21 protein-coding genes and 1 riboswitch are annotated in these 22637 nt (G+C 57.3%); of the genes, 15 read left to right on the forward strand and 6 right to left on the reverse strand.

Going from position 1 to position 22637, the window contains the following annotated elements:
• Nucleotides 1–3: 3 nt before the first annotated feature.
• From IMCC20628_RS16020 to IMCC20628_RS16030, 3 genes are all read right to left on the reverse strand, one after another.
• Nucleotides 4–1101, reverse strand: a complete 1098-nt coding sequence (locus IMCC20628_RS16020) for an ABC transporter ATP-binding protein (protein WP_047031048.1) — start codon at nucleotides 1099–1101, stop codon at nucleotides 4–6.
• Nucleotides 1098–2879 carry an iron ABC transporter permease gene (locus IMCC20628_RS16025; protein ID WP_047031049.1) on the reverse strand — a complete coding sequence of 594 codons (1782 nt, stop codon included), beginning with the start codon at nucleotides 2877–2879 and terminating at the stop codon, nucleotides 1098–1100. Before IMCC20628_RS16025 ends, IMCC20628_RS16020 begins: the two co-directional genes overlap by 4 nt.
• Nucleotides 2880–2951: 72 nt before the next feature.
• Nucleotides 2952–4121, reverse strand: a complete 1170-nt coding sequence (locus IMCC20628_RS16030) for an extracellular solute-binding protein (RefSeq protein ID WP_047031050.1) — start codon at nucleotides 4119–4121, stop codon at nucleotides 2952–2954.
• Between the two features lie 645 nt (nucleotides 4122–4766).
• Between IMCC20628_RS16030 and IMCC20628_RS16035 the strand changes: the two genes are divergently transcribed.
• From IMCC20628_RS16035 to IMCC20628_RS16105, 15 genes are all read left to right on the forward strand, one after another.
• A complete protein-coding gene (locus IMCC20628_RS16035) occupies nucleotides 4767–5462 on the forward strand; it encodes an FCD domain-containing protein (protein WP_047032657.1) in 696 nt (231 codons plus the stop codon).
• A gap of 207 nt (nucleotides 5463–5669) precedes the next feature.
• A complete protein-coding gene (locus tag IMCC20628_RS16040) occupies nucleotides 5670–6449 on the forward strand; it encodes an SDR family NAD(P)-dependent oxidoreductase (protein ID WP_047031051.1) in 780 nt (259 codons plus the stop codon).
• A gap of 1 nt (nucleotide 6450) precedes the next feature.
• Entirely contained in the window at nucleotides 6451–7107 is a 657-nt protein-coding gene (locus IMCC20628_RS16045; protein WP_047031052.1) for a hypothetical protein, read from the forward strand.
• On the forward strand, nucleotides 7100–7939 hold the full coding sequence (locus IMCC20628_RS16050; RefSeq protein ID WP_047031053.1) for a cyclase family protein: 840 nt from the start codon (nucleotides 7100–7102) through the stop codon (nucleotides 7937–7939). Before IMCC20628_RS16045 ends, IMCC20628_RS16050 begins: the two co-directional genes overlap by 8 nt.
• Before the next feature lie 33 nt (nucleotides 7940–7972).
• Nucleotides 7973–9451, forward strand: coding sequence for a coproporphyrinogen-III oxidase family protein (locus IMCC20628_RS16055; protein ID WP_047031054.1), 1479 nt, complete (start codon nucleotides 7973–7975; stop codon nucleotides 9449–9451).
• Nucleotides 9444–9878, forward strand: coding sequence for an SRPBCC family protein (locus IMCC20628_RS16060; RefSeq protein ID WP_047031055.1), 435 nt, complete (start codon nucleotides 9444–9446; stop codon nucleotides 9876–9878). Before IMCC20628_RS16055 ends, IMCC20628_RS16060 begins: the two co-directional genes overlap by 8 nt.
• 134 nt (nucleotides 9879–10012) lie before the next feature.
• A complete protein-coding gene (locus IMCC20628_RS16065) occupies nucleotides 10013–10519 on the forward strand; it encodes an EVE domain-containing protein (RefSeq protein WP_082128176.1) in 507 nt (168 codons plus the stop codon).
• Nucleotides 10516–11805, forward strand: a complete 1290-nt coding sequence (locus IMCC20628_RS16070) for a beta-ketoacyl-[acyl-carrier-protein] synthase family protein (protein ID WP_156174538.1) — start codon at nucleotides 10516–10518, stop codon at nucleotides 11803–11805. Before IMCC20628_RS16065 ends, IMCC20628_RS16070 begins: the two co-directional genes overlap by 4 nt.
• A complete protein-coding gene (locus IMCC20628_RS16075) occupies nucleotides 11802–12902 on the forward strand; it encodes a beta-ketoacyl synthase N-terminal-like domain-containing protein (protein WP_047031057.1) in 1101 nt (366 codons plus the stop codon). Before IMCC20628_RS16070 ends, IMCC20628_RS16075 begins: the two co-directional genes overlap by 4 nt.
• Nucleotides 12903–12935: 33 nt before the next feature.
• Nucleotides 12936–13196 (forward strand): acyl carrier protein, encoded by a 261-nt coding sequence (locus tag IMCC20628_RS16080; RefSeq protein ID WP_047031058.1) that lies wholly within the window; start codon nucleotides 12936–12938, stop codon nucleotides 13194–13196.
• Between the two features lie 2 nt (nucleotides 13197–13198).
• The gene (locus IMCC20628_RS16085; protein ID WP_082128177.1) at nucleotides 13199–14746 is read left to right on the forward strand and encodes a fatty acid--CoA ligase family protein; all 1548 of its coding nucleotides are present in this window, start codon (nucleotides 13199–13201) and stop codon (nucleotides 14744–14746) included.
• Nucleotides 14743–16206: an SRPBCC family protein gene (locus IMCC20628_RS16090; protein ID WP_047031059.1), complete on the forward strand. Its 1464-nt coding sequence runs from the start codon at nucleotides 14743–14745 to the stop codon at nucleotides 16204–16206. The genes IMCC20628_RS16085 and IMCC20628_RS16090 overlap by 4 nt, the downstream gene beginning before the upstream one ends.
• Nucleotides 16203–17351 (forward strand): alpha/beta hydrolase, encoded by a 1149-nt coding sequence (locus IMCC20628_RS16095; RefSeq protein WP_047031060.1) that lies wholly within the window; start codon nucleotides 16203–16205, stop codon nucleotides 17349–17351. Before IMCC20628_RS16090 ends, IMCC20628_RS16095 begins: the two co-directional genes overlap by 4 nt.
• 347 nt (nucleotides 17352–17698) lie before the next feature.
• Nucleotides 17699–18403 (forward strand): helix-turn-helix transcriptional regulator, encoded by a 705-nt coding sequence (locus IMCC20628_RS25820; RefSeq protein ID WP_052766466.1) that lies wholly within the window; start codon nucleotides 17699–17701, stop codon nucleotides 18401–18403.
• A 333-nt stretch (nucleotides 18404–18736) separates the two neighbouring features.
• Nucleotides 18737–19183, forward strand: coding sequence for an SRPBCC family protein (locus IMCC20628_RS16105; protein WP_047032661.1), 447 nt, complete (start codon nucleotides 18737–18739; stop codon nucleotides 19181–19183).
• A gap of 188 nt (nucleotides 19184–19371) precedes the next feature.
• Here the strand turns inward: IMCC20628_RS16105 and IMCC20628_RS16110 are convergent, their stop codons facing one another.
• From IMCC20628_RS16110 to IMCC20628_RS16120, 3 genes are all read right to left on the reverse strand, one after another.
• Complete coding sequence (locus IMCC20628_RS16110) at nucleotides 19372–20211, reverse strand: NAD(P)-dependent oxidoreductase (RefSeq protein WP_047031061.1); 840 nt, start codon at nucleotides 20209–20211, stop codon at nucleotides 19372–19374.
• Between the two features lie 79 nt (nucleotides 20212–20290).
• Nucleotides 20291–21508 carry an FAD-binding oxidoreductase gene (locus IMCC20628_RS16115; RefSeq protein WP_047031062.1) on the reverse strand — a complete coding sequence of 406 codons (1218 nt, stop codon included), beginning with the start codon at nucleotides 21506–21508 and terminating at the stop codon, nucleotides 20291–20293.
• A 376-nt stretch (nucleotides 21509–21884) separates the two neighbouring features.
• Complete coding sequence (locus IMCC20628_RS16120) at nucleotides 21885–22358, reverse strand: 6,7-dimethyl-8-ribityllumazine synthase (RefSeq protein ID WP_047031063.1); 474 nt, start codon at nucleotides 22356–22358, stop codon at nucleotides 21885–21887.
• 79 nt (nucleotides 22359–22437) lie between these two features.
• Nucleotides 22438–22567: riboswitch (FMN riboswitch) on the reverse strand.
• Nucleotides 22568–22637 lie beyond the last annotated feature (70 nt).

Genomic DNA, 22637 nt, shown 5'->3' on the forward strand with positions numbered 1-22637 from the left:
CAATCAGGCCGCAAGAATTGCTACGTCGTCGGGTCTTATAACAACGTCCACCTTATCGCCGGCCACGACGGCACTGCTTGGGTGCATCCGCGTGATCAAATTGGAGTCACCGAGATTGATCCGGCATTCAAGTGCTTCGCCAAGAAACACGATTTCCGACACCTCACCCGTGATCCGCGGCACGCCAGCCTGGGTGTGATCGTCGGCAAGCCGTACGTTTTCGGGCCGAACCGCGATGGTGACGTCATCTCCCGCCGCGCGCCCTCTCCCATCCGAAAATGCCAGCGCCCCCCATTCCGTATCAATGTGCCCGAGCGCGTCACCAGTCGGGAGCGCGCGGATGGTGGCCTTGGCAAAATTGCACTGCCCGATGAAGCTGGCGACGAATTGAGAGACCGGACGTTTGTAAATTTCGACCGGCGTTGCTTCCTGGGCGATTTGTCCATCGCGCATCACCGCAACACGGTCTGCCATGGTCAGGGCTTCGGTCTGATCATGGGTGACATAGAGTGCGGTCATGCCCAGCCGTTTTACCAGCCGGCGAAGCTCCAGCCGCGTTTCGGCCCGCAGCTTGGCATCAAGGTTTGAAAGCGGTTCGTCAAACAGCACTACGGACGCCTCGCGGACGATGGCGCGCGCCAGCGCAAGCCGTTGTTGTTGCCCCCCACTCAGGAAGGGCGCCGGACGCGTCTCATAACCGCTCAACTGAACAAGCTCGAGCGCGTTCTTGACGCGACGTTCAATCTCGCTTTCCGCCAGCTTCGGCCGCATTTCGCGCAAGGGAAACGCCACGTTCTCAAAGACAGTCAGATGGGGCCAGATTGCATAGGATTGAAACACCATCCCTATATCGCGGCGATAGGTCGGGATCGAGATATCCTTGTCGGTATCGTGGACCAGAACGTCGCCGATGGTAATGCTGCCGCCCGACGGTCTTTCGAGGCCTGCCAGACACCGGAGCGTCGTGGTTTTGCCGCAGCCGCTGGGCCCCAGAAGAGTGTAGAATTCACCAGGTGCGACATTGATGCTGACACCGCGAACCGCGTGAACCTGCCCCTTGTCGGAGTTGAAGCGAACATGAAGGTTGTCGATGCCAATCATAGCGCACCCCCACCATTCTTTTGACCGAAGCCAAACACACGAAGCGAAAGTGCGAAGCCGAACATGACCGTCATTAGCATTATCCCGATTGCTCCTACTGAGTTGATATTTCCGTTGTCCCACAAGGACCAGATCATCACGCCGAGGACTTCATTGTTGCCACCCTGCGACAGGATCAGCGGCAGGCTGATGAACCGGACACTCAGCATGGCAACATAGATCCAGATACCAACCAGCGTCGGCATGAGAAGCGGCGCAAAAATCCGTACAGCGACCCGCCAGGGCGGCGCTCCGCAAAGCATGGCGGCATCCTCGAGGTCGGGATGAACCTGTATCATCGCCACGCTCATGGCCCGCACCGCGTAGGCAAGGAACAGGATGGTGAAGCCGATCACCAGCGAGTAGAGCGATCCAAACGAACTGGCGCCGGTAAGCGAGTCAAACTGGATCAGCAACCAGAATAGCGCCAGGCCGAGAACAATGCCCGGAATCGAGTGCGGCATGAACGCCAGAACGTCGAGCGTGTACCGCGCTGAAAATCTCGTGCGAACAACGATATATGCAATCACAAATGACAGGATTGTCACCGCAGTTGAGGTCATCACTGTCAGGAAAATCGTGTTCCACAGCACCCTGCCGACGCGCGGTTGCTCGAATACGGCCAGGTAGTGCTTGAACGAAAAGCTCTGAAAGGCTTCGAGCGATGGCTGCCGCAGATAGCCCACCAGCGATACATACAGCAGCACAAGGAAAGGCAGGACAATTGTAACAAACAGGAACAGCGCCGACATAGCCGCCGCCGGATACCGCCACGCACCAAGCCGCACGGCGCGCGGCGTATAGCCTTTGCCGGTGATGATCGAATAGCGTTCGGAGTGGCGCACCAGCCTCAAATAAAAGAACGAGATCACCAGAGCGATCCCGAGATAGAAAACAGCGGCCGCATTTGCCTGGCCGAAGGCCGGTATCGCACCGATATTGTCAATCAGATTGAATACACGGGTACTGAAAACATGGATATTCACCGGCAATCCGAGAATGCCGGGTACCTCAAAATTTTCCATCGCGGTGATCGCCTGGAAGATGCTGATTGCCAGAACGCCGGGAAGCAGCAGCGCGAATGTCACCCGTCGCACAGTGCGCATCGGGCTCGCGCCGCTGGCCGCGGCTGCTTCCTCAAGACTTGGGTCCATGCTGCGCATCAGCGGCACCAGCATCAGGAAGGCCACCGGAACCAGCCGCAGTCCTTCCGCGAAAATCAGTCCGGTCATGGAGTAAATGGTAAAAAGCGGTTCTTCGGCGCCGGTAAGATACATCCAGCTGCGGTTTATGAATCCCGACCGGGGGCTCAGCAGGAGGACCCATGCAATGGCGTGAAGAATTCCCGGCACGGCAATTCCAAGCGGTACGCCGGCATAAATCCAGATCTTGCCCGGCATATCCGAGCGCTCAACCAGCCAGGCCAGGATTGCGGCAGTTCCAATGCCGAAGATGGTTGCACCGGTTACATAGACAGCGGTGTTCCAAAGGACCAGATCGATGCGCTGCTCGACCCAGACTGCGTAAAAATTGCCAAACCCCATATTGTCCATGGAGAATTCATTGGGCAAACGCGCCAGGCTGAAAGCGCCGACAACCAGCGAGAAAATCGGGGCGAAGACCATCGCCGCGACCAGCAACAGGACAGCCCAGGGGAAAAACCGCCGCGCGGCATTGTACAGATTGAACGGGCGGCTGTGGCCCTGATCCCGGATAGGATCGATAGCGGTATTGCTCATGCTCTTGCCTGTAATGTGCACTTAGAATTCGGGCCGGCGCATTTTGCAGCGCCAGCCCAATCGACCTTGCTGTCACTGCCCGCCGGAATTGGCCCAGAGCGGATTCCAGACATCATAGAGTTTGGGCAATCCGTCAGTGAGGCCTTCAATGGTCCGAAGGGCAATATCCTTGCCGACAAACTCTTCGCTAAGCGCGGATGCGCCGGCAATCTGCAAGTCCTTGTGCACCGGTCCGTCGCCGCCCGCCACAAAACGAACCAGCTGACCTTCCTGGCTTAAAATCCAGTTGATGAAGATCTTCGAGGAATAGTGGGTGGGGGAATCGCGGAACATGCCGATGAGGTTGAAGTACTGCGGGACCGGTTCGGGGCAATGCCATCCGACAGGTGCACCGGTCTGCATCAACTCTTCGGTCTCGTCATTCGGCGCGGGCAGAGCCACGTCAAATTCGCCCACCAGCATCAGGTTGGAAATTCCCGAAATCCCTTCCTTGCGCAGTTGCGGCTTGAGCGTGTCAAAGAACGCGGGCAGCAACTCGTTGGCCATACGCTCCGGACCATAGTCGGGATGGGTCCACAGGTTCAGCGTCCAGAGTTGCGCGCGGTTGGCGGCTCCGACACGGCCACCGGCGAGTGGAGAGTCGGGTGAGACCAGATCCCACCAGGTGGCGGGCAACTCGTCCTTTGAAACCGTGTCCTTGTTGTAGGCCAGACACCAGGTTGTGTTCTGCATGCCGGCATAGGTTCCGTTCGCCGCACGCCGATCGGTGGGGACACCGTCCCAGGCTGGCAGGTCGTCGATTTCAGCCAATGCATCGGCTTCGATGAAATCGGGAAGCGACCCTTCGAAACTGACCAGCACATGACGGACCAGGCTGCCCGCCTTGTAGGCAAGCAACGGCTGCACAGCGCGCGCTGCGCCGGACGTCTCGGTTGCGACAATGTTGATGTCCGGATAACGGGCCTGAAAGATCGGCAGCCATGCCGCAACATGTGCTGGTGCATCGTTTGTACTGAAATCGATGGCCTCCTCTTGCTTGGCCTTGTCGATCCATTCCTGCGGAACATCGAGCTCGGTCGCTGTTGCAGAATCGACCTGTTCAATGAGTGCGGCGTCAACACCACCCCCGGCCAGATATGAACGGGCCTCGTCCGTCATCTCTGCCGCAGCAGACCCTGCGAACACCAATAGCGCTATGGCCGAGCAGCCGACCGCCCTCGACATCTTCTGAATCGAAGTCATCTTATTCCTCCCTAGCTTTTTCACGCACCCTCCGTGCGCTCCTCATGACCCCATTGGCCCCGAGGGGCGGTATGCGGCTGACCAACAGTAGATCAAGGATTACTAGCAGGCAATCACTTGATCGATTATTCTGTAATAATTACAACATAATCTATCAAATCAGATATATCGCTCAATAATCTGACGAAATGATCGGAATTTCATTGCTTTGGAGAATTTTTGCGGTTCTGGGCGTGCGTGCCTTTTGGTATCGACATCGCGCCGAGAGTAGATGGATCACTGCATCAGATAGACCTTTTGAAGTGAACAAGCACCCATTATTGCACGAAAGGAAACGTTCTGAAGGGAACTCACCCACCTTCTATCATCCATTTATTCAATGACTTAATTGAAAATTATAGTGCATCATACCGCTGTGCGAACCGAAAAACTGGAACAAGAATCTTTCGGTTGCGACAGAGCAATCTCCCCACCCTCTACATCCATAACCCTGTTTCTCAACGCGTGAATTCCGGCGCTACTGCATATCAACGATGGATTTCTGAATAATCGATTATTTTTGAAAATGCTCAAATCAGGGTTTAACTTTCCCGGTTTGAGCGATAAGTTCGAATCCAATCAACACTTAGAATGGGTTCAAGTTATATGGTCATCGCAGCAACCGAGCAGAAACAGACGCGGGCGTCATCGATCTATCTGCTTTTGCGCAATGATATCCTCAACGGCGCGATGCTACCTGGCACAAAGCTCAATATCCGCGACCTCTGCGAACATTATTCTTCCGGGTTGAGCCCGATGCGCGAAGCATTGAACCGGCTCTCGGCCGAGGGGCTGGCACAACAGTTGGACAATCGCGGCTTCAAGGTCCAGCCGGTCAGCGTGCCTGAATTAATGGATCTCACCCAAGCCAGATGCTGGGTCAACGAAATTTGTGTTCGCAAATCGGTCGAAAAGGGTGATGGAGATTGGGAAGAGTCGGTTCTGCTGACCTGTCATCGCCTGAGCCGTACACCACGCGATCTTGCCGAAGGCGACTCCCGGCCAAACCCGGACTGGGTTACTGCTCACAAAGCGTTCCATCAGGCATTGATATCAGCCTGCGGTTCCAACTGGATGATCGACACATGCAGCCAGCTCTTCGACGCAGCCGAGCGCTACCGCAATTTGGCGCGCGTTGCCGGCGTGTCCAGAAGCGATCCGCGTGACGAGCATCAGGAAATCATGAACGCCGCCGTCAACCGGCAGGCGGATCTTGTCGTTGAGCTTCTCAATTCACACTTTGAGCGCACCGCGCATCTGGTCCGTTCAGTGGTGAGTCAAACAGAGGCGGACGCAGAATGAATACTGCCACCCGACATTTGGCGTGGTCTGCTGTGCTCACCCGTCTCTGTCTATCTCCTTACAGGGTTGCGCGAGGCGCCATCAGACTAACGAACAGTGCTCAAAGAGAGCTTAAACCACCAATGCTATCATTGTTGGTAGTTACATAAATATTCCCTTTTAAGTAGAAATAGCTCCATCGAGAAAGCGATTTTTCCGGAGCAAAACATGACGAAAAGGGCATTGATTACTGGCGCCTCCGGAGGAATCGGAACGTCCATCGCGCAAAAGTTTGCGAAGGATGGCTTTGAGCTTTTTCTAGTCAGCCAAAACACGGCCCGCCTGGAACATGCGGCCCACGGCATCGAGAATTCCCATCCAGAGACCCGTGTCGAAACCATTGCCCTGGATGTTTCGGATGCCGCCGCCGTGAGCGCAGCCTTGAGCGGGCTCAAGGATCGCGGCCTGAGCTTCAGTGTTGTGGTCAATGGCGCGGGCATTTCCGGTGGTGGCATCACCGGTGAAGTTACCACGGAGCTTTGGGACCGGATCATCGACGTCAATCTCAACGGGGCTTTCTACGTCATCCGCGATGTCTTGCGTCTTGATCTCATCGAGGCGGGTGGGCGCATCATCAACATCGCCTCGACCGGCGGCAAACAGGGCGTCATTCATGGCGCTCCTTACTGCGCCTCAAAACACGGTCTCATCGGGCTGACCAAAGCACTCGGACTGGAGCTTGCCCGCAATGGTTCCGGCATCACGGTGAATGCAGTCTGTCCCGGGTTCGTCGAGACGGAAATGGCTGGACGGGTACGCGAACACTACGCCGCTATCTGGAACACGGATATAGCTGAAGCCAAACGCCGCATCGAAGAACGCGTCCCGATCGGCCGTTATATTGCCAGCGAGGAAGTCGCCGCGATGGTTGGCTACTTGACCGGCCCCCATAGTTCGGGGGTCACAGCGCAGGCGCTCAATGTCTGCGGCGGGCTGGGGAACTATTGAAATGTCCCACCTCACGCCTTTCTCCGAAATGGTCGAACTGGTTGTTGTCCAGCTTCACAAAGATGATGACGTCGAAGCTCTGCCACTTCGGGAGGAAATCGACAGGCTGGCCTGTCAACGCATTCGCCCAGCCCAGCGGCGTCGCCTGTTTCACTTTCGCCGCGCGGCGTTCTTCGCGCTGCTGACGCGTTTCCGGAAGGGCTCGACCGTCCTTCGTGATGCCGCGGGTCACATCAGGGCGCTCCTCGACGCCAGGGAAGCAAGCCACGTGTGCACGAGCGCATCCGGGGCAGTTTGCGCAGTGGCATTTTGCGACAAGCCGGTGGGTGTCGACATTGAACGAGCTGACGGTCCGGTCGATCTGGTTTCGCTACTCGACTTCATTGCCGCACCCTGCGCTACCGGCCTCAAGTCGCTGCCACCAGACATCGCTGCCTTCGAGGCGCGCATGGCCTGGACACGGATTGAAGCCCGGTTGAAGCAGGTGGGGCGCGGCATCCATGATTACATCGTTGGCGGTCCGGCAATCCTTACGGAGGAACAAGGCGAAACCCGTGTCATGGCAGCAATCGGCTGGGTCTGCGCATTGACTCATGCAGGTGGTCCGATCGAGATCCGCGCACGGCTTATCGATTTCAGGACGTTGTGCGATGAGTGACGTTACGATTATCGATCTCTCTGTCGCTATTTCGCCCGAGAACTGGGAGCCCGAACCGATCGTCATCGATTGGATCGACCATGTGGCTGGCGCCGACAAGCTCGGCAAGAGCGCCTATTACTTTCAGCAGAACAAGGGTTGGCGCGGATTGCTCGATGGGCTTTTCTGTCGCCGCCAACAACCGATTGATCACTGCGATTTCCCGGACGGGATGGGGTTGTCACAAATGTTCTACCGGCTCTCAACCCATACCGGCACCCATATCGATGCGCCGATCCATTATGGCTGGCGCAAGGACGCCGGGACCCTTCCCTGCACTATTTCCGAGATCCCGCTCGAATGGTGTTACGGCGCCGGCATACTTCTTGATTCCAGCACTGATCGTGGAGAGATCGACGCTGAGAACGTCGCCCGGCAATGCAAATCTGCAGGCTTGACGGTCTCCGCAGGCGACATTGTGCTGATCAATACAGGCGCGAACCGGCTTTTCAGTCGACGAGAATACTTCATCGACTACCGGCCGATCGGACCCAGCGCTGTTTCCTACCTGCTCGACCGGGGCGTCAAGGTGATCGGAACCGACGCCTTCAGTTTCGATGCACCGTTCATGGAGATGATCGAGGCTTACCGCAATACCGGCGACACCTCGACTCTTTGGCCGGCCCACATGATGGGCCGGGACCGGCCTTACCTGCAGATCGAACGTCTCGGCAATCTTGACCGCTTACCCCGGGCGAACGGCTTCACAGTGAGTTGCCTGCCGATCAAGCTCGAACACGCCGACGCCGCCTGGAGCCGCGTTGTCGCGATATTCGAGGGTAAAATTCAATGAAAACCCGCGCCTTTCCAGAAAGCGAGAACCGCCATGTATACAATCGATATGGTCGATCTTGACCGTCCCTACCCCAACAAATGCTACCTGCCCTTCATCCTTTATCCACCGGGCATGCATCGCAACACCGAAGGCGAAGCCTTCCTCTCACGCCTCAAGGCGCTCGATGAACAAGGCGAGGACTTCGTGCTTTACCTTGGCGTTCCCTTCTGCCGGACCAGATGCAAATCCTGCCCCTATTTCATCAGCCTGCTGCCGGAGAACGACCAGCACAATCGCGAAGATGCCTATGTCGAGGCGCTGATCAAGGATCTTGAACACTGGGCAACGTTCCGGCGCTGGAGAACCGGGCTGGTGCGCAATATCTATATTGGCGGCGGGACCGGCAGCGTCTTGAGGACTGACAATCTGAAGCGCCTGGTCGACAAGATCTTTTCTCTCTTCAGGGTCGCCGATGACTACGAGTTTACCCTCGAAGGCAATGCGCGCGATTTCGACGATGAGAAAATCGACTTCCTGGTCGGCTCGAAGATCAATCGTCTGAGCCTCGGGGTTCAATCATTCCAGCCCGAAATCCTCGCGACCATCGGCTCGCCGCATGCCGCGGAAGATTCAATCCGCGTGATCCGGGCGTTTCAAAGCCGAGGCTTCAAGAACATCCAGCTCGACCTGATGTACAACATGCCGGGCCATACGCTGAATGTGTGGCGGCGGGATCTCAAGACGCTCAATGATCTCGATATTCCGCATTTCACCATCTACCTCTACCGCATCCACAAGCAGACACCGCAGGACAAGCTGATCACCAAAGGCAAGGTTGTCCAGCCGCAGGACGCCGAAACGCCGATGGTGAAGGCGATGTACACACAAGCGAAAGACATCGCCGAGGCGATGGGCTTTACGATGTACATGGTCGATCACTTCTGCAAACCCGGTTTTGAGAACATGTACAATCACTGGAACTGGAAGGCCTATATCGACACGCTCGCCGTGGGCCCGGGTTCCTACAGCTATTTCGATGGCTACCGGCTGGGAACCGACACCGATGTCGAAGGCTATGTCTCCGCGTGCAACAAAGGCCAATTCGTCATCAGCTCCGTGACCGACAAGCTGTCGCCTCGGGTGCAACGCGAACGCTATGTGATCTTCGCACTGCTCTACTACGAGATCGAATTCAGCTTCTACCGCAGCAAGTTCGGATCGTCGCTGCTCAAGGACTTCGCCAGCGAAATCGAACGTCTGACGGCGAAAGATCTCATCGACGTGTTGCCCGACCGTATCACGCTCACCCAGCTCGGACTGATCTGGCACACCAACATCATCCTGGAATTCTTCAACCAGGCCTTCTGGTCAGATACCGCGTCATTGAACGAGCCAAACTGGTCCCTCAATGGCGTCATGGTCGAGGTCGGAGCCCATGAACGCAGTTACTGGCTGGGCGATCCGGTGTTGGCTGACCCGAATTCAACGCCGTATCCGGGCACATTCATGGAGGTAGACGCACATGTCTGAGACCGAACAATTCTTCGCAAGCGAGACCACCACCATCAATGCTGACCCCAGCGACATCTGGGCTATCTGGGTCGACATCAACGGCTGGCCACGTTGGGATGACGGATTGGAAAGTACGAAATTCTCCGAAACCTTTCGCGAGGGCAACAGTTTCGAGTTGACGCCCAGAGGCGGCGATCCCCTCACAGTCACGCTGCGCAGCGTGACCCAGGGCGAAGAATTCTCGGACGAAGCAGTCCTGCCTTTTGGCAAGATCAGAAATGCCCACCGGTTGAGGCCAATCGGCGGCAAGGTCGAAGTGACCCATGAGATCCAGGCCATGATCAACAAGCCAGAAGCCGGCTTCTTCGCCAAGGATATCTGGCCGCACATGCGGGACGGCCTGCCTGCAGCGCTGTCCAATATCCGCAGGATCATCGAGGATTGAAAGGCCGGGAAGGCAAAAGGCCGAGTGCAATCAAAAGGAAAGCCCGAACCGGAGGGAAGACGCACCTCACGGGCTCCAGGCCGCACCGATCATCATTTCATGGCTCAACGTCGCGTCAAGGAAAGGAAAAACCAATGTCGGCCTTCTGGTGCGGAGTTGTTTCCCGGGATCATATCAAACGGGGCGAGCGCGAAGGCTTCTGCCAGGTCTGTCGTGGCAAACGGTCGCCACTTGACCGCATGGCTGTGGGGGATGGAATTGTTTTCTACTCGCCAACAACGGCTTTTCGCGGCGCCGAAAAGTGCCAGGCATTTACGGCGATCGGCGAGATCGTAGGACCGCAGTCGTACCAGTTTCAGATGACGCTGGATTTCATGCCGTTCCGAAGAGATGTCGCCTATTTCAACGCATCGGACGCCCCCATCAGCCCGCTGCTGGACGCGCTCGAATTCACCCGCAAGAACAAGAACTGGGGCTACAGGTTCCGCTTCGGCCACTTCCAGATCAGCAGGCATGACTTCGAGTGCATAGCCTCGGCCATGATCTGCGGAGACGCCTGGCGTGAGCGCTTTGCCGAGGAACGAAATACGGCCAGCGCAGACTCCGCACCTCCGCCCGCAGCACCCATTCCATTTTATTGAAGGTCGGGCTCAACCGAGGGAAAGGAGCCATCATGTCTGGACAAAGAGTCGTCGTGACCGGCCTCGGTGTCATTGCGCCGAACGGAATCGGCAAGGATGAATTCTGGAACAATGCATGCGTCGGAACATCCGGCCTCAAGCCAAACTCGAGAAATGCCGACTTCGGATTCAAATCGCGCGTCATTGGCGCGGTGGAGGGTTTTGACAGTCTCTTCTCTGGGCCGGGCGGCCGCCATCAGGCCTTTGCAATCGAAGCAGCGCGGATGGCGCTGCAAGACAGCGAGACTACGCTCACTGCCATCGATCCGTACCGTTTCGGCGTTTGCGTCGCCAGTGCCATCGCCGGGGCCGCACAGATGGAGGACAATCTCCTCATGCTCGCTGCCTGGGAAGAGACGGATGCGAATGGTGCCCCCTGCCCCGACCTGCCGGTGAACGCATTTGAAAGCTTCGACTTCGGTCTGGCGGCAACATCGGTCGCACGCCTTTTTGGTGCCAGCGGGATGGTTGTCAATCTCTCCACCGGCTGTACCGCAGGTCTGGATGCGCTCGGCTTTGCCTATAACCAGATCCATTCCGGCGACATGGACTTCATGCTGGCAGGCGCCACCGAAGCGCCGCTGTGCCCATTGTCAATTGGAGCGTTCGAAGCGCTTGGCGCGCTTTCGACTCGGGAAACGATCGCCCCCTGTCTGGCATCAACGCCGTTTTCCGCAGAGCGCGACGGGTTCGTGATCTCCGAGGGTTGCGGCATGCTTGCGTTGGAAAGCTACGACCATGCACGGGCCCGTGGTGCGACTATCTATGCAGAGGTTGCAGGCTATGCCTCTGTCAACAATGCCTATCACATGACGGATCTGCCTCCGTCAGGTGAAGCGCTCGCTCACTGCATCAAACTTGCCCTCACCAACGCCGGCATCGAGCGCGGTGAAATAGACCACATCAGCGCACATGGGAGCTCGACGCCTCAAAACGCCGTCAACGAAACCGGAGCCATCAAGTCCGTTTTCGGTGAGCTGGCGAAGAGCATCCCGGTCAACTCGCTGAAATCGATGACTGGTCACGCGCTCGCGGCGGCCAACGCAATCGAATGCGTGGCTCTCAGCCTCGAACTTTACCATCAAAGGCTCCACCCGACCGTGAATTATCATAAAGCCGATCCGGCCTGTGACCTGGACTACGTTCCCAATATAGGGAGATATTCCCGAATACGGTCAGCAATGAAACTGACCAGCGGCTTTTCCGGCATCCACAGTGTCCTTGTCATGAGAGCCGAACAGCCATGAACCGCACAGTCGTCATAACAGCCGCCAACACCCTAACGCAGTCCGGTGCAGATACTGGCTGCATCGCCCCGGATGCCGCAATTTGCACAAAGACACGCACAATCCCGGAATCCCTTGTCGATGCCGATTGCCCGATTGGTCAGCGTCTGAAGCGCAAAGTCGATGGCTTCTGCCGCAAGGGTCTCGCTGTGGCCAACAGGGCGATCGCCGAGAGTATGCTTCTCGAAAGCGATACGGACCCCGATCGTATCGGGATCTATGTCGGCAACTGCCTCGGCGGCTGGGGCCACATCGATGCGGAAATCCGCGCACTTCACCAGGTCGGCGTATCGGCGATAGGCCCTTACGTAGCCACGGCCTGGTTCCCTGCCGCGCTGCAAGGGCAGATTTCCCTGCACTACGGTTTTCGCGGCCATTCGAAGACGTTTTCTGCCTTCGACGTCGCGGGTGTGCAGGCCTTGGCCTATGCAGCCCAGGCAATCAGGCTCGGTGTTGTTGATGCAGTGGTCTGCTGCGCCAGCGAAGACCTGTCGAGCGTTTATGTGCGGCGCGTATTGGAAGAGACCGTGGCGCGGGGATGGCCTGCTTCACCGGTGTTCGAGCAGAAGCGGGCTGGCAGCGGCGTTGAAAGTGCTGTGGCCTTCGTTCTGGAAAACCGGGAGATGGCTATTGCACGCGGGGCACCGATCCTTTGCGAATTGGCAGGATGCCACGACGGTTTCATCAACGTCAGGAGCCAGATCGGGCCGATGCTGCACGCGTGCATGGAAAAGCTCGTCGAAAGCAAGAGCGACCCGCTTCTCTGCATCCTCGATGGCCGATTTTCCTGCGAACATTCGGCTACAGCCAGCACTCTTCAGGACCGCTGCATTGACGGCCGGATGATCGACGTCTCCGCGATTCTCGGCGAGCAGTTCTCGGTCGGTGGACTGATGGAAACCGCCATCGCCGCGCGCGCGCTTTATAAAGACCGACTGAGCCCGGCAACCTTCGGACAGTCAGGTGAAAACCTGTTCCGTCAGGCGATCATCCAGCGCCTTTCGGCAAACGGAAATCTCGTCGCCCACGGACTGCGCGCGGTCAATCGCGTGAATTGACCTTCCTTCTCAGCAAGCCAGGAGTTCAAGACAATGATCCAGAATTTTGCAGATGTACGAACAATCCTTGCGACCTACACCGAAACGCCAATCGAGGAATTCGACATGTCGGAGGATCTCGACCTGACCTATGACATGGACTCGACCGAACTGACGGACTTCGCCAAACAACTCACCCAGCAATACGGCGTTGTCATTGCCAAAAGCGATCGAGCTGATTGGACAACGGGCAACGACATCGTTGCTTTCCTGAAGCGAGCGGCGTCGAACACGGATCACACGGCGGCGGTCTAGCGATGAAACTCATATCCTGCCTGCTGCAAGGCGGAGAGCGGTCGGGGCAAATGCCCTTCGCCATGACGCCTCACGAAATCTGGACACGTGCTGACGCAGCGGCGTCCGTGGCGCATTTCGTAACTCGCCTCAGAGAAGCGGGAGTCAAACCAGGGGACCGCGCACTCGCGATCCTCCAGCACGATCATCACGCGATCTGCCTGATTGCCGCGGCGAGCGCTTTGGGGCTGAAACTCGTGATGCCTTACAATCTTCAGTCGGCCGCGCTCGGCGAGTGGCTGGGTATCGTTCAGTCGATGCAGCCTGAGCATATCGTCTGTCTTGATCAACCCGCCGGCAGGCAACTTTTGGAAGCCGGAATGTTCCCCCTTGATCTCGGCGACGACATTCTTGAAAAGCCTTTGGCTTCAGAGCCAGTCGTAATCACCGCGCCGGATGCAATCGCCGGATTTCTGACTTTGTTTTCCAGCGGAACGACCGGGCAGCCAAAGGCAATCAGCCTTGCGGAGGACATGGTTGCGAGAAAGATCCTCAACGTTTGCGATCATCTCCAATTTGACGCAAACACGCGGGCTTTCTTTTCGGGCCTGATCAACAACACAACGGGCTTCATCTTTGCTTTTGGCGCGCTCGCCCATTTCGCGGTGCTGTGCGTTCCAGAGACGAGAAACATCGCGCAGTGGCCGGGTCTCGTTTCAAAATTCCAAGCCACGCATATCATGCTGCGCCCCGTCGCCCTTGATCATTTTGTCGCTGCAACTCTGGCATCTCGGGCCGATCTGTCGAGCTTGCAAATGCTGGCCTATGGCGCAGCAGCAATGCCTGCCGAAACGCTTCGGCTGGCGCGTGAGATCCTGTCCTGCGATTTCACGCTCGGCTATGGCCTCAGCGAGACATTCGGTCCCTTCACCTTTCTGGACGAGGCGGCACACCGTGCCGGGTTTCAGCTCGGAGAGCCATATCGGGTTGGCGTCGCCGACAAGGACACGAAGATCTGGATAGACCTCCCGGATGCAGACGGTATCGGCGAAATTCTGATCGATGGAGCTCTGCGGATGGAGGGCTATATCGATCCGGCGACACGCAACGTCATTACACTGCAAGGTCCTTTGCGGACAGGCGACCTCGGACGTATCGACGCTGACGGCCATCTGATTCTCAAGGGTCGCTTGTCATCGAGCATGCTTACGCCGTCCGGTCATCGGATCTATCCGGAAGAGATCGAGGCGTTGCTGCGCACTGTCGACGGCGTGGATGAAGCTGTGCTTGTTGGACTTCCAACCGGTGACAGGCTCTCGCTGCGGCCCGTGGCCTGTATCCACGGCGATCTGGCGCGCCGAAGCGCCGACACTGTCCGGCAAACCCTGCGCCTGAAACTCGAGAAAGCGCTCGGTCGAGAGAAATGGCCTGACTACATTTTCGCCAGCGCTTCCCCGTTTCCCAAGAACGCCAACGAGAAAATCTTGAAGACCGAGGTCGTGCGTCTGGCATCCACGACCGAATTGATCGCCCTGCACATCAGCCGCTTCGAGGAGATGACCTTACCATGACACTTGTTCTCTCACACTCAGTCCTTTGCAAGGCCGAACCCTGGCAGGTGTTTTCAATCATCGCTAAACCAGAAGACTGGCCGACGCTGTTCGAGCCTTGCCTTGCTGTCGATGTCGTCGAGCGCGCGAACGGTATCGAGCGCATTTGCGTCACGGCCAAGGTAAACGGTGAGCCTCGCACCTGGCAGTCGCGCAGGGTCGTCGATCATGCAGAGCTCAAGATCGACGCAGAGATGATCGCTCCGCTCACATTGGTGGCAGCCATGCGCACACGTTGGCGGATCTATGGAGTCGGTGATCGGGAGACCCTTCTGGTTCTTGAACACGACTGTGATCTCGCAACCCGGGTTGATGGGCTTGTCGCAGGTGTCGAAACACCCGCGGAAGCCGAGAACTGGATCAGAACCGCGATTGATACGAATTCCGCGACCGAACTGGAAAACATCCGGCAACATGCTGAAGGTTCTGCCGGATCAACGCCAGGTGGTGACGGCCTCTACCGAACGAGCCATATGGCGATTTGCGATGCGCCAGCTGATCTTGTCTTTCCCTTTGTTTCCGACCCCTCGCAGTGGCCGCGCCTGTTCAAAGCCTGCCTGTCGGTCGAAATTCTTCCGTCCGACAACAAGTGGCAGATTGCGAAGATCCACGCCGATCAGGAAGGACGGGCGGTGAGCTGGACAACCCGGCGCCGGGTCGATGTTGAGGCGTTGGTCGTCGACTACGAACTCCTTGATCCGATGCCTTATACCGCGGCAATGAGCGGACGTTGGCGCGTCGTACCGCTTGGGCCAGAGCGGTGTCTCCTCGCAGTCGATCGGGCCTGGTCGATCGCTGATCCCGTCGCGCCTCTGCGCGGCGACATCACCAGCATCGAGGACGCGGCTGCCTTCATCGCCCGGTTCGTCGAGACCAATGCGAAGCGCGAGATGGAGGTGATCGCCGCTTTAGCTGGCGACCACACGGCTGGGACGTTGTTCATCGAGACCGAGATTGATGTCGAAGCCAGCGCCGACGAAATCTATCATGCGTTGGCAAACGCCGCGGCCTGGCCGAGCTTCGCGCCACATTGCCGATCCCTCAACGTCGTTTATGACGACGGTGTTTATCAGGAGCTGCTGTTCGAGATCGAGACACCAACAGGCGCGCCCGAGGTGTTTCGTTCCTTCCGGGTCTGTGACCGCGTCAACCGGCGGATTTCCTTTGTCCAGGTGGAGCCGCCGCGTACGCTTGAACGGCAACATGGCGGCTGGAGTGTTGAAGCAACGCCAACCGGATCGCAGGTCACGTGCCGCCATTATGCGACACCCCAACGATCTGTTCTCGCCGAGGTCACCGGAGAAACCACCGAAAGCGGACAAGACGAGGCGATGCGCAAAATGATCGAGGCCAACAGCAGGGCGATTGTCACGGCTTGTGCTGCGCAAATTCAAGCACGCCGCAAAGAGCAAGCGGCATGAACACGCGCGTCCGGCCACCCCGGATCTCGTCAACAATTCTTGACCGAGTCGGCTATTTCTTGCCTCGATTGCTGTTTGCCAACGCCCGGATTGCACCGCAACTCCACTGGGGCGACATCACACGCGCGCTGGATGGTTTTGCGCCCGACCTGGTTGATCCAGCGTCCGCAGCGTTCTGGAACGAATGGCGGCGGCGCTTCAGCGCTGTGGGCGAAAGCTACGAGACGCTCGCCGACACGAGCACGTGTGGCGCCGGCCGTGCAGCCGCTTTGCGCTCCGCCTCCGCAGCCTATCATTTCGCCGAGTTCATGTTTTTCGAGGACGCCGCGATCAAGACCACCCTCCGGCTGGCCGTGCGCCGTTGCTTCACGGCGGCGATGGCAAACTCCCAGACACCTTTCGAAAGTTGGATCGTGAAAGCCGGTGGGGATGAGGTTCAGGTCTTTCTCTTCCTGCCGCAGGAAAGTCGTCAAAGTGCCAAGCTGCCCTGTGTGTTGCTGAGCAATGGTCTCGATTCGATGACCGAAATCGAGATTCTTTCGATTGGCGAGCACCTTCTGGACCGGGGAATCGCGATCCTCCTTTTCGAAGGCCCAGGCCAAGGGCTCGACCTCGGTATTCGCCCGCTGCGCATCGATATGGAGGCGGTCGTCGCCGATCTCGTCAGTAAGCTGGACAACAGCTTTGACATGGACCGGATTGGTTTTTTCGGTGTTAGTTTCGGCGGCTATTTCGCGCTGCGCATGGCCGAGACGCTACCCAAGACTTTTCGCGCTATTGTCAACCTGTCCGGAGGACCGGCAATCGCACCTTTCTCGGGCTTGCCACGACGGTTGAAGCAGGATTTTGCCTTCGCGTTCGGCTCCCATGACGTCCACGACCTTCAGTCCCGCTTCGACGATCTTCAACTGTCCGGAGGGAGAGTGGCAAATGGGCCCAACGTCCTGTCGATCCACGGCCGTCTGGATGACATATTCCCTGTCGACGCGCTCGAGACCTATGCAAGCGCCCAGGGCGATCGCCATGAGCTTCGTATTTTCGAGGCCGAAGCCCATGTCTGCATGAACCACCTTCACCCCAATCTGATACGCGCTTCTAACTGGATGGTGCAGACGCTCGATCCAAAGGGGATGATTGGCAGATGAAATTGCGCCTCGCTATTAAAGTGTCGCAATCCTCAACCCTTCCCACTACCAATGTTAGTAGTTCCATTTTTATTCCCTTTAAAGTAGTAGTAGCTTCATCAGAACAGGCTCTTTTCGAAGCCTGACTGATGGCAAGGGCATTGATTTACAGGCGTCTTAAAGAAGTAGGCGCCCCGGTTTGCCAGGCACGGAAATGTCCGTTGCAGGTTGGCGAAGCCTCCGCCGCCCAAGGGCATACCGATGTGGCGGTGACCCAATAACCAAGGAGTTTAATGCAGTTAGAACGCAAACGACACAGGCCACACAAATCGCGGTGCGCGATTTTTGCAAAGGAAAGCGAGGTTGCTATGCACAGAACGAGCTTTTTGGCCGGCATTCGCGCGGCTAACGATCCTGCAGAGTTACGAAAGGTGATTGCCGATGTCGGTACAGCCTTTGGTTTTGATGACTTCGCCTATGCAAGTTGGCCGTCCAACTGGCGCAACTACAGCACACCTGACACGATCAGCAGTTGCCACAACTCATCGACGTTCCGCTTTGAAGAGTGCGTCGCCGCAAGCGCGGATGACGGTTTCGTCGCCGAGGCCATGGACACGATCCTTCCCATACTCTGGAACTACAAGACAGATCGGCACCGCGGCCCGCTGACAAAAGAATTCTCGCGACAAGGCTTTCGCGAGGTCTGGGCAAAAAGTGAGCGGGATTCACACAACAATCGCGGCCTTGTCTGCTTTCTTCGGTCCCGAACCGCACTTGACCGCCCCGAAATGCTGCATGAGGAGGAACTCGTCTGGATGAGTTATCTCATTCACCTCCATGGCGGTGAAATATTCGCGCCAAAACGGCAGGCAAATCTCACAAAGGAACTCTCGGCGCGGGAACGCGAGGTCCTGCGCTGGACGGCTGAGGGCAAGACCTCCGAAGAGATATCATCCATCCTCGCAATCTCAAAAAACACCGTGAACTTTCACGTCAAGAATGCCGCTCAGAAGTTGGGTTGCGTCAACAAGACAGCTTCTGTCGTCACGGCCATGACACTCGGTCTGCTTTGACCCGGGGACTGTGGGCAGGGCGTCAGGCGCCCAACCGAAATGTTGGATTGATACTTGTCGGCATCGAATGGATTGAGGCCGACAAGTTTTTCCAAAGATTGGAGTTTGCGGACGGTTCAGTATCCAGGATGCAAGGCGAATAGACTAATCGCGCCGACGAGGAACGCGCGTTTCTCTCCCGGATTCGGACCAACCGCCACAAGGGCACCTCACTTGTTCAAACGCCTTGAACCGCGTGTTCGCACGGCGATCTGAGTAAGAGAAACAGTGCGATCAAGACAGGGTTGTCTTGATGAAAACAGTCCAATGATGAGAGAAAAAGGAGTTTATGATATGAGTTCGTCTTCAAAGACAGTCAGGTTTGTGGCATCGCACACAAACACATTTGAGGCCTCCTCCAGCGATGTCTGGGCGGTCTGGTCTGACGTGAGCAAATGGCATGCCCTGGACGCAGGAAACGGCAAGGCCACCATCCAGGGCCCCTTCGCCCCCGGATCCGTCGTGACCTTGGGGCTCAAGGGCGGCGATTCCGTCGAAGTCGTCCTTACCAGTGTGCAGGAGAACGAAGAGTTCACCGATGAGACCACCTTACCGTCCGGGGTTGTCCGAACCAGGCACAGCATGGAACAGAACGGCAAGAACCTCATCCTCACTTACGCCGTTGAGGCAGAGATCGCGGAAGGAGAGGCGCGCGCCTTCGATTCCGGGATGTGGCAAAACCTGATCGCCGGCGTCCCCGCTCAGGTCGACAACGTCGCGGCGTTGGCACGGGCCGCCTGACACAGGCGTGTGTCGTTTGTCCATTTTATTGCGAAGAAATGACACTGCGTTGAACTGGGGGCGTTACTGGAGCCAACCCGGCTTCGGCAACGCCCCTTGTCGGGGCATTTTGACCTGAAAGATGGCCCCACCCGTCGGGATCCCGCCTGGGTTGTCTCAACGGTCATCAGGCCAGCCTTGTTGATGGGTCAGCTCTTGCCCTTGTCGCCATCCTTCAAGTTCAGAAGCGCAACGCCACTATTGCCCAATTCAACCGATGCGAATGGACCACCGTGACGCATGTTGCCGGGGTCCTTCGGGTCGAGCGGACCGGCCTCGGCATAGATTTCCTTGGCGAACTGTTCGGCATTGTCCTTGGGGCGATATCCCAGATGCTGAGCCTTGGCGTTGTCGACCGGGGCGCGATCATTGTTGGAGACGCCGTAGACGACGGAAAAGCCGGTGACGGGCGTGTCGATGGCGCGCTCCACCAACTGGATGAGATCATCATAGCTGAGCCAGCTGCCAACTGCGCGGGGATTGGAAACCTGGGCGCAGGAGAGAATCCGCATGCAGACTGATTCCAGTCCGCGCTTGTCCCAGTAAAGGCTCGCCAGATCCTCGGCAAAGCACTTGGCCAGACCATAGAAGGTATCGGGCCGGTGCGGCGCATCGATGCCGATAAAATCAGTCTTCTTGTGCATGCCGACCGCGTGGATCGAGGAGGCGTAAACCACACGGCGCAAGCCATTGCGATGCGCGGCTTCCCAGATGTTGTAGGCGCCGATGAAATTCGGACCAAGCAGCTTCTCAAACGGAGCCTCGTCGCAGACAGCGCCGAAATGAACCACCATGTCGGCGCCTTCCAGCAGTGCCACCATGGCGTCCAGGTCCTGCAGGTCTGCCTTCACATAGCTTTCGCCCGGATACAGATTGTCTATGCCTTCGGCCAGATCAGTGGAGACGAGCTCATCACAGAGCTTTGAGAGTGGCTCGCGCAGGTAAGAGCCAAGGCGGCCGGCGGCACCGGTCAGGACGAGTTTCTTCATGTTAAATCTCCGCAAGTTTCGTGAAATGTCAATTGCGTCACCACGGCAGGGCTGCGGTGACGGGATTTGGCGAGCAATATCAGATGATGGCCTTTTCGACGATCGAGCGGCCCGCCTGAATACGATCGAAACTGAACTGCGTCAGATCCAGTGTGCGATACTCACCATAGGTGAGCCATTCCGCGGTGCCGCGTCCCATGGCAGGCGACTGCTGCAATCCGTGACCGGAAAAGCCGTTGAGGAAAATGAAATTCTGCAACTCCGGATGCGGCCCCGTGATCGCGTTCTGGTCGAAGGTGTTGTAGGCGTAATGCCCGGTCCATTCCGACTGCACCTTGATCGCCTCGAATTGCGGAATCCGCGTCGCCACAATCGGCCAGACATGGGATTCCCACAAGGAATGATCCATTGAGAAGTCGTCATAATCGACAGCCGGATCTATCTCGGAATGGGCGCCGCACTGGTATGTGCCGCCACCGATTTCACGCACATGAACGCCGGAAGGGTCGATGGTCAATGGAAGATCTCGATCAAGCGGCTTTTCAGCCTTGAATATCCAAGTGTAACGCTTGCGCGGCTCGACCGGCACCTCGATGCCCGCCATCCGAGCCGTTCGCGCCGCGCGCGGTCCCGAGGCATTGACCAGTTGATCACAGGCGATGACCTCGCCTGATTTCAGCGTGACGCTTTCGACACGGGTGCCTGCGGCGTTGCGGTTGATCGCCATCACCTCGTTCTCGACATATTCCACGCCGCGCTCGCGCGATTGCCGGCGCCACCAGTCAAACACCGCGCTTCCATCCCAGTAACCTTCATCGACCAGATTGATCGAGCCCAGAACGATGTCGTCAAGATTGTAGAAAGGATAGGCCGCGGCGATCTCTTCTGCCGACATCAGTTGCGTGGCTGCACCAGCAGCGAGCTGGACTTTCTGATTTTGACGCAGAACATCGGCGAAGGCGTCATTGTCGGCCAGGTACATGTAGCCGAAAGAATGAATCGAAAGTTCAGGAACACGGACATCACCGCCCATGTAGGTGCGCAGATTTTTGACGAAATCGGCGGCGAACTGGCTGATACGGACGTTGAGTTCAGCAGAGAATTGCTGGCGCATGCAACTGTTGGTGTGAGCCGTCGAGCAGGACTGATAACTGGTGTCACGTTCGACCACCAGGACCTTGCCGTTGAAGTCCTTGTTATCGGTCAGGAACCAGGCGGTCGATGCGCCCATGATTGCGCCGCCGACGATGACGACATCATAAGATGTATGTTTTGGTGCTTCCGTCTTGCCGGCCATTACAATTCCTTCCCTTTGCTGACAGCCGCCGCAACGGCTTCGTTATCATGTTGGCTCTGACCGGAATCGCAAGCGATGCTTTTTGCCGAGATTTGGCCGTAGGCGAGGTCGTGCCTGACAGCGCTTTGGTGCCAATTAATGTACCGCCATAACCTGCGGCGGCGGGGATTACCATAACCACAGCGCGCCCTTGAGGCACAAAATGCTCGGCCTGCCCGGCAGCGTGTTTCATTGCCCTTGCCAACCGCGGCAGACCGGCTTTTTGAGCAAGAAACATGACGGGTGAAATTGTCTGAAATATTTCAGCAGGTTTTTCTGGGGTTCATCACTACGCGTCGTTCCGACGCGTAGCCGGTCTTTCCGCAAGCCTTGCTGATCAGGCCGCTTCGGCTCTGGCGTCGGCTGTCGTGATCTGCGCAGTCAATGCGACGATCTGAGCCGCCGCATCTGCGGCTTCGCGCCCCTTTTGCACAAAATGCCTGGTAAAAAAGGCTTCATGCTCGCCCTTGGGCTGGAAGTGGTGCGGCGTAAGCGAGACGGAGAACACCGGCACTTCGGTCTTCAACTGAACATCCATCAACCCAGTGACCACCGCCTGGGCGACGAAATCATGCCGGTAGATGCCGCCGTCAACGACAAGAGCAGCTGCAACAATCGCATCATAGTCGCCTGTCCTGGCCAGTTTTTGCGCCAGCAGCGGCATTTCAAACGCGCCGGGCACATCAAAGCTGACCACCTCGGCATCGAGACCGAGCTCACCAACCCGCGCCAAGAAACCGGCATAGGCCTGATCAACGATATCGGCGTGCCAGCGTGCTTTGATGAAAGCGAATTTTAGGGATTTTGTCATTGCTCGGATCCTTTCATAAATGACAAGATCCCAGAGCGCACGAGCGTTCGGAACAGGTTTGACGACCTGTTGCCTCACGTCCCATTCTCTACCATCCGGACTATACCGTCGGCTCCGGAATTACACCGGATCTGCTGACCTTTCAGACCCTGAAAGCGCTCGCGGGCTATACCGCCGGTGGGGAATTTCACCCCGCCCTGAGAATGCTGATTTGTTAACTTATCGACACCTGCGCGTCAACGCAGTTTTGCCGCAAGGAAAAAGGTCGGCCGAGAATCA

This window comes from Hoeflea sp. IMCC20628 (genome assembly GCF_001011155.1).
Taxonomy (GTDB): domain Bacteria; phylum Pseudomonadota; class Alphaproteobacteria; order Rhizobiales; family Rhizobiaceae; genus Hoeflea.

Bases quoted from the DNA above. Each gene is read 5' to 3' on its own strand.
- IMCC20628_RS16020 (WP_047031048.1), bottom strand. From the start codon at position 1,101: ATGATTGGCATCGACAACCTTCATGTTCGCTTCAACTCCGACAAGGGG.
- IMCC20628_RS16025 (WP_047031049.1), bottom strand. From the start codon at position 2,879: ATGAGCAATACCGCTATCGATCCTATCCGGGATCAGGGCCACAGCCGC.
- IMCC20628_RS16030 (WP_047031050.1), bottom strand. From the start codon at position 4,121: ATGACTTCGATTCAGAAGATGTCGAGGGCGGTCGGCTGCTCGGCCATA.
- IMCC20628_RS16035 (WP_047032657.1), top strand. From the start codon at position 4,767: ATGGTCATCGCAGCAACCGAGCAGAAACAGACGCGGGCGTCATCGATC.
- IMCC20628_RS16040 (WP_047031051.1), top strand. From the start codon at position 5,670: ATGACGAAAAGGGCATTGATTACTGGCGCCTCCGGAGGAATCGGAACG.
- IMCC20628_RS16045 (WP_047031052.1), top strand. From the start codon at position 6,451: ATGTCCCACCTCACGCCTTTCTCCGAAATGGTCGAACTGGTTGTTGTC.
- IMCC20628_RS16050 (WP_047031053.1), top strand. From the start codon at position 7,100: ATGAGTGACGTTACGATTATCGATCTCTCTGTCGCTATTTCGCCCGAG.
- IMCC20628_RS16055 (WP_047031054.1), top strand. From the start codon at position 7,973: ATGTATACAATCGATATGGTCGATCTTGACCGTCCCTACCCCAACAAA.
- IMCC20628_RS16060 (WP_047031055.1), top strand. From the start codon at position 9,444: ATGTCTGAGACCGAACAATTCTTCGCAAGCGAGACCACCACCATCAAT.
- IMCC20628_RS16065 (WP_082128176.1), top strand. From the start codon at position 10,013: ATGTCGGCCTTCTGGTGCGGAGTTGTTTCCCGGGATCATATCAAACGG.
- IMCC20628_RS16075 (WP_047031057.1), top strand. From the start codon at position 11,802: ATGAACCGCACAGTCGTCATAACAGCCGCCAACACCCTAACGCAGTCC.
- IMCC20628_RS16080 (WP_047031058.1), top strand. From the start codon at position 12,936: ATGATCCAGAATTTTGCAGATGTACGAACAATCCTTGCGACCTACACC.
- IMCC20628_RS16085 (WP_082128177.1), top strand. From the start codon at position 13,199: ATGAAACTCATATCCTGCCTGCTGCAAGGCGGAGAGCGGTCGGGGCAA.
- IMCC20628_RS16090 (WP_047031059.1), top strand. From the start codon at position 14,743: ATGACACTTGTTCTCTCACACTCAGTCCTTTGCAAGGCCGAACCCTGG.
- IMCC20628_RS16095 (WP_047031060.1), top strand. From the start codon at position 16,203: ATGAACACGCGCGTCCGGCCACCCCGGATCTCGTCAACAATTCTTGAC.
- IMCC20628_RS25820 (WP_052766466.1), top strand. From the start codon at position 17,699: ATGCACAGAACGAGCTTTTTGGCCGGCATTCGCGCGGCTAACGATCCT.
- IMCC20628_RS16105 (WP_047032661.1), top strand. From the start codon at position 18,737: ATGAGTTCGTCTTCAAAGACAGTCAGGTTTGTGGCATCGCACACAAAC.
- IMCC20628_RS16110 (WP_047031061.1), bottom strand. From the start codon at position 20,211: ATGAAGAAACTCGTCCTGACCGGTGCCGCCGGCCGCCTTGGCTCTTAC.
- IMCC20628_RS16115 (WP_047031062.1), bottom strand. From the start codon at position 21,508: ATGGCCGGCAAGACGGAAGCACCAAAACATACATCTTATGATGTCGTC.
- IMCC20628_RS16120 (WP_047031063.1), bottom strand. From the start codon at position 22,358: ATGACAAAATCCCTAAAATTCGCTTTCATCAAAGCACGCTGGCACGCC.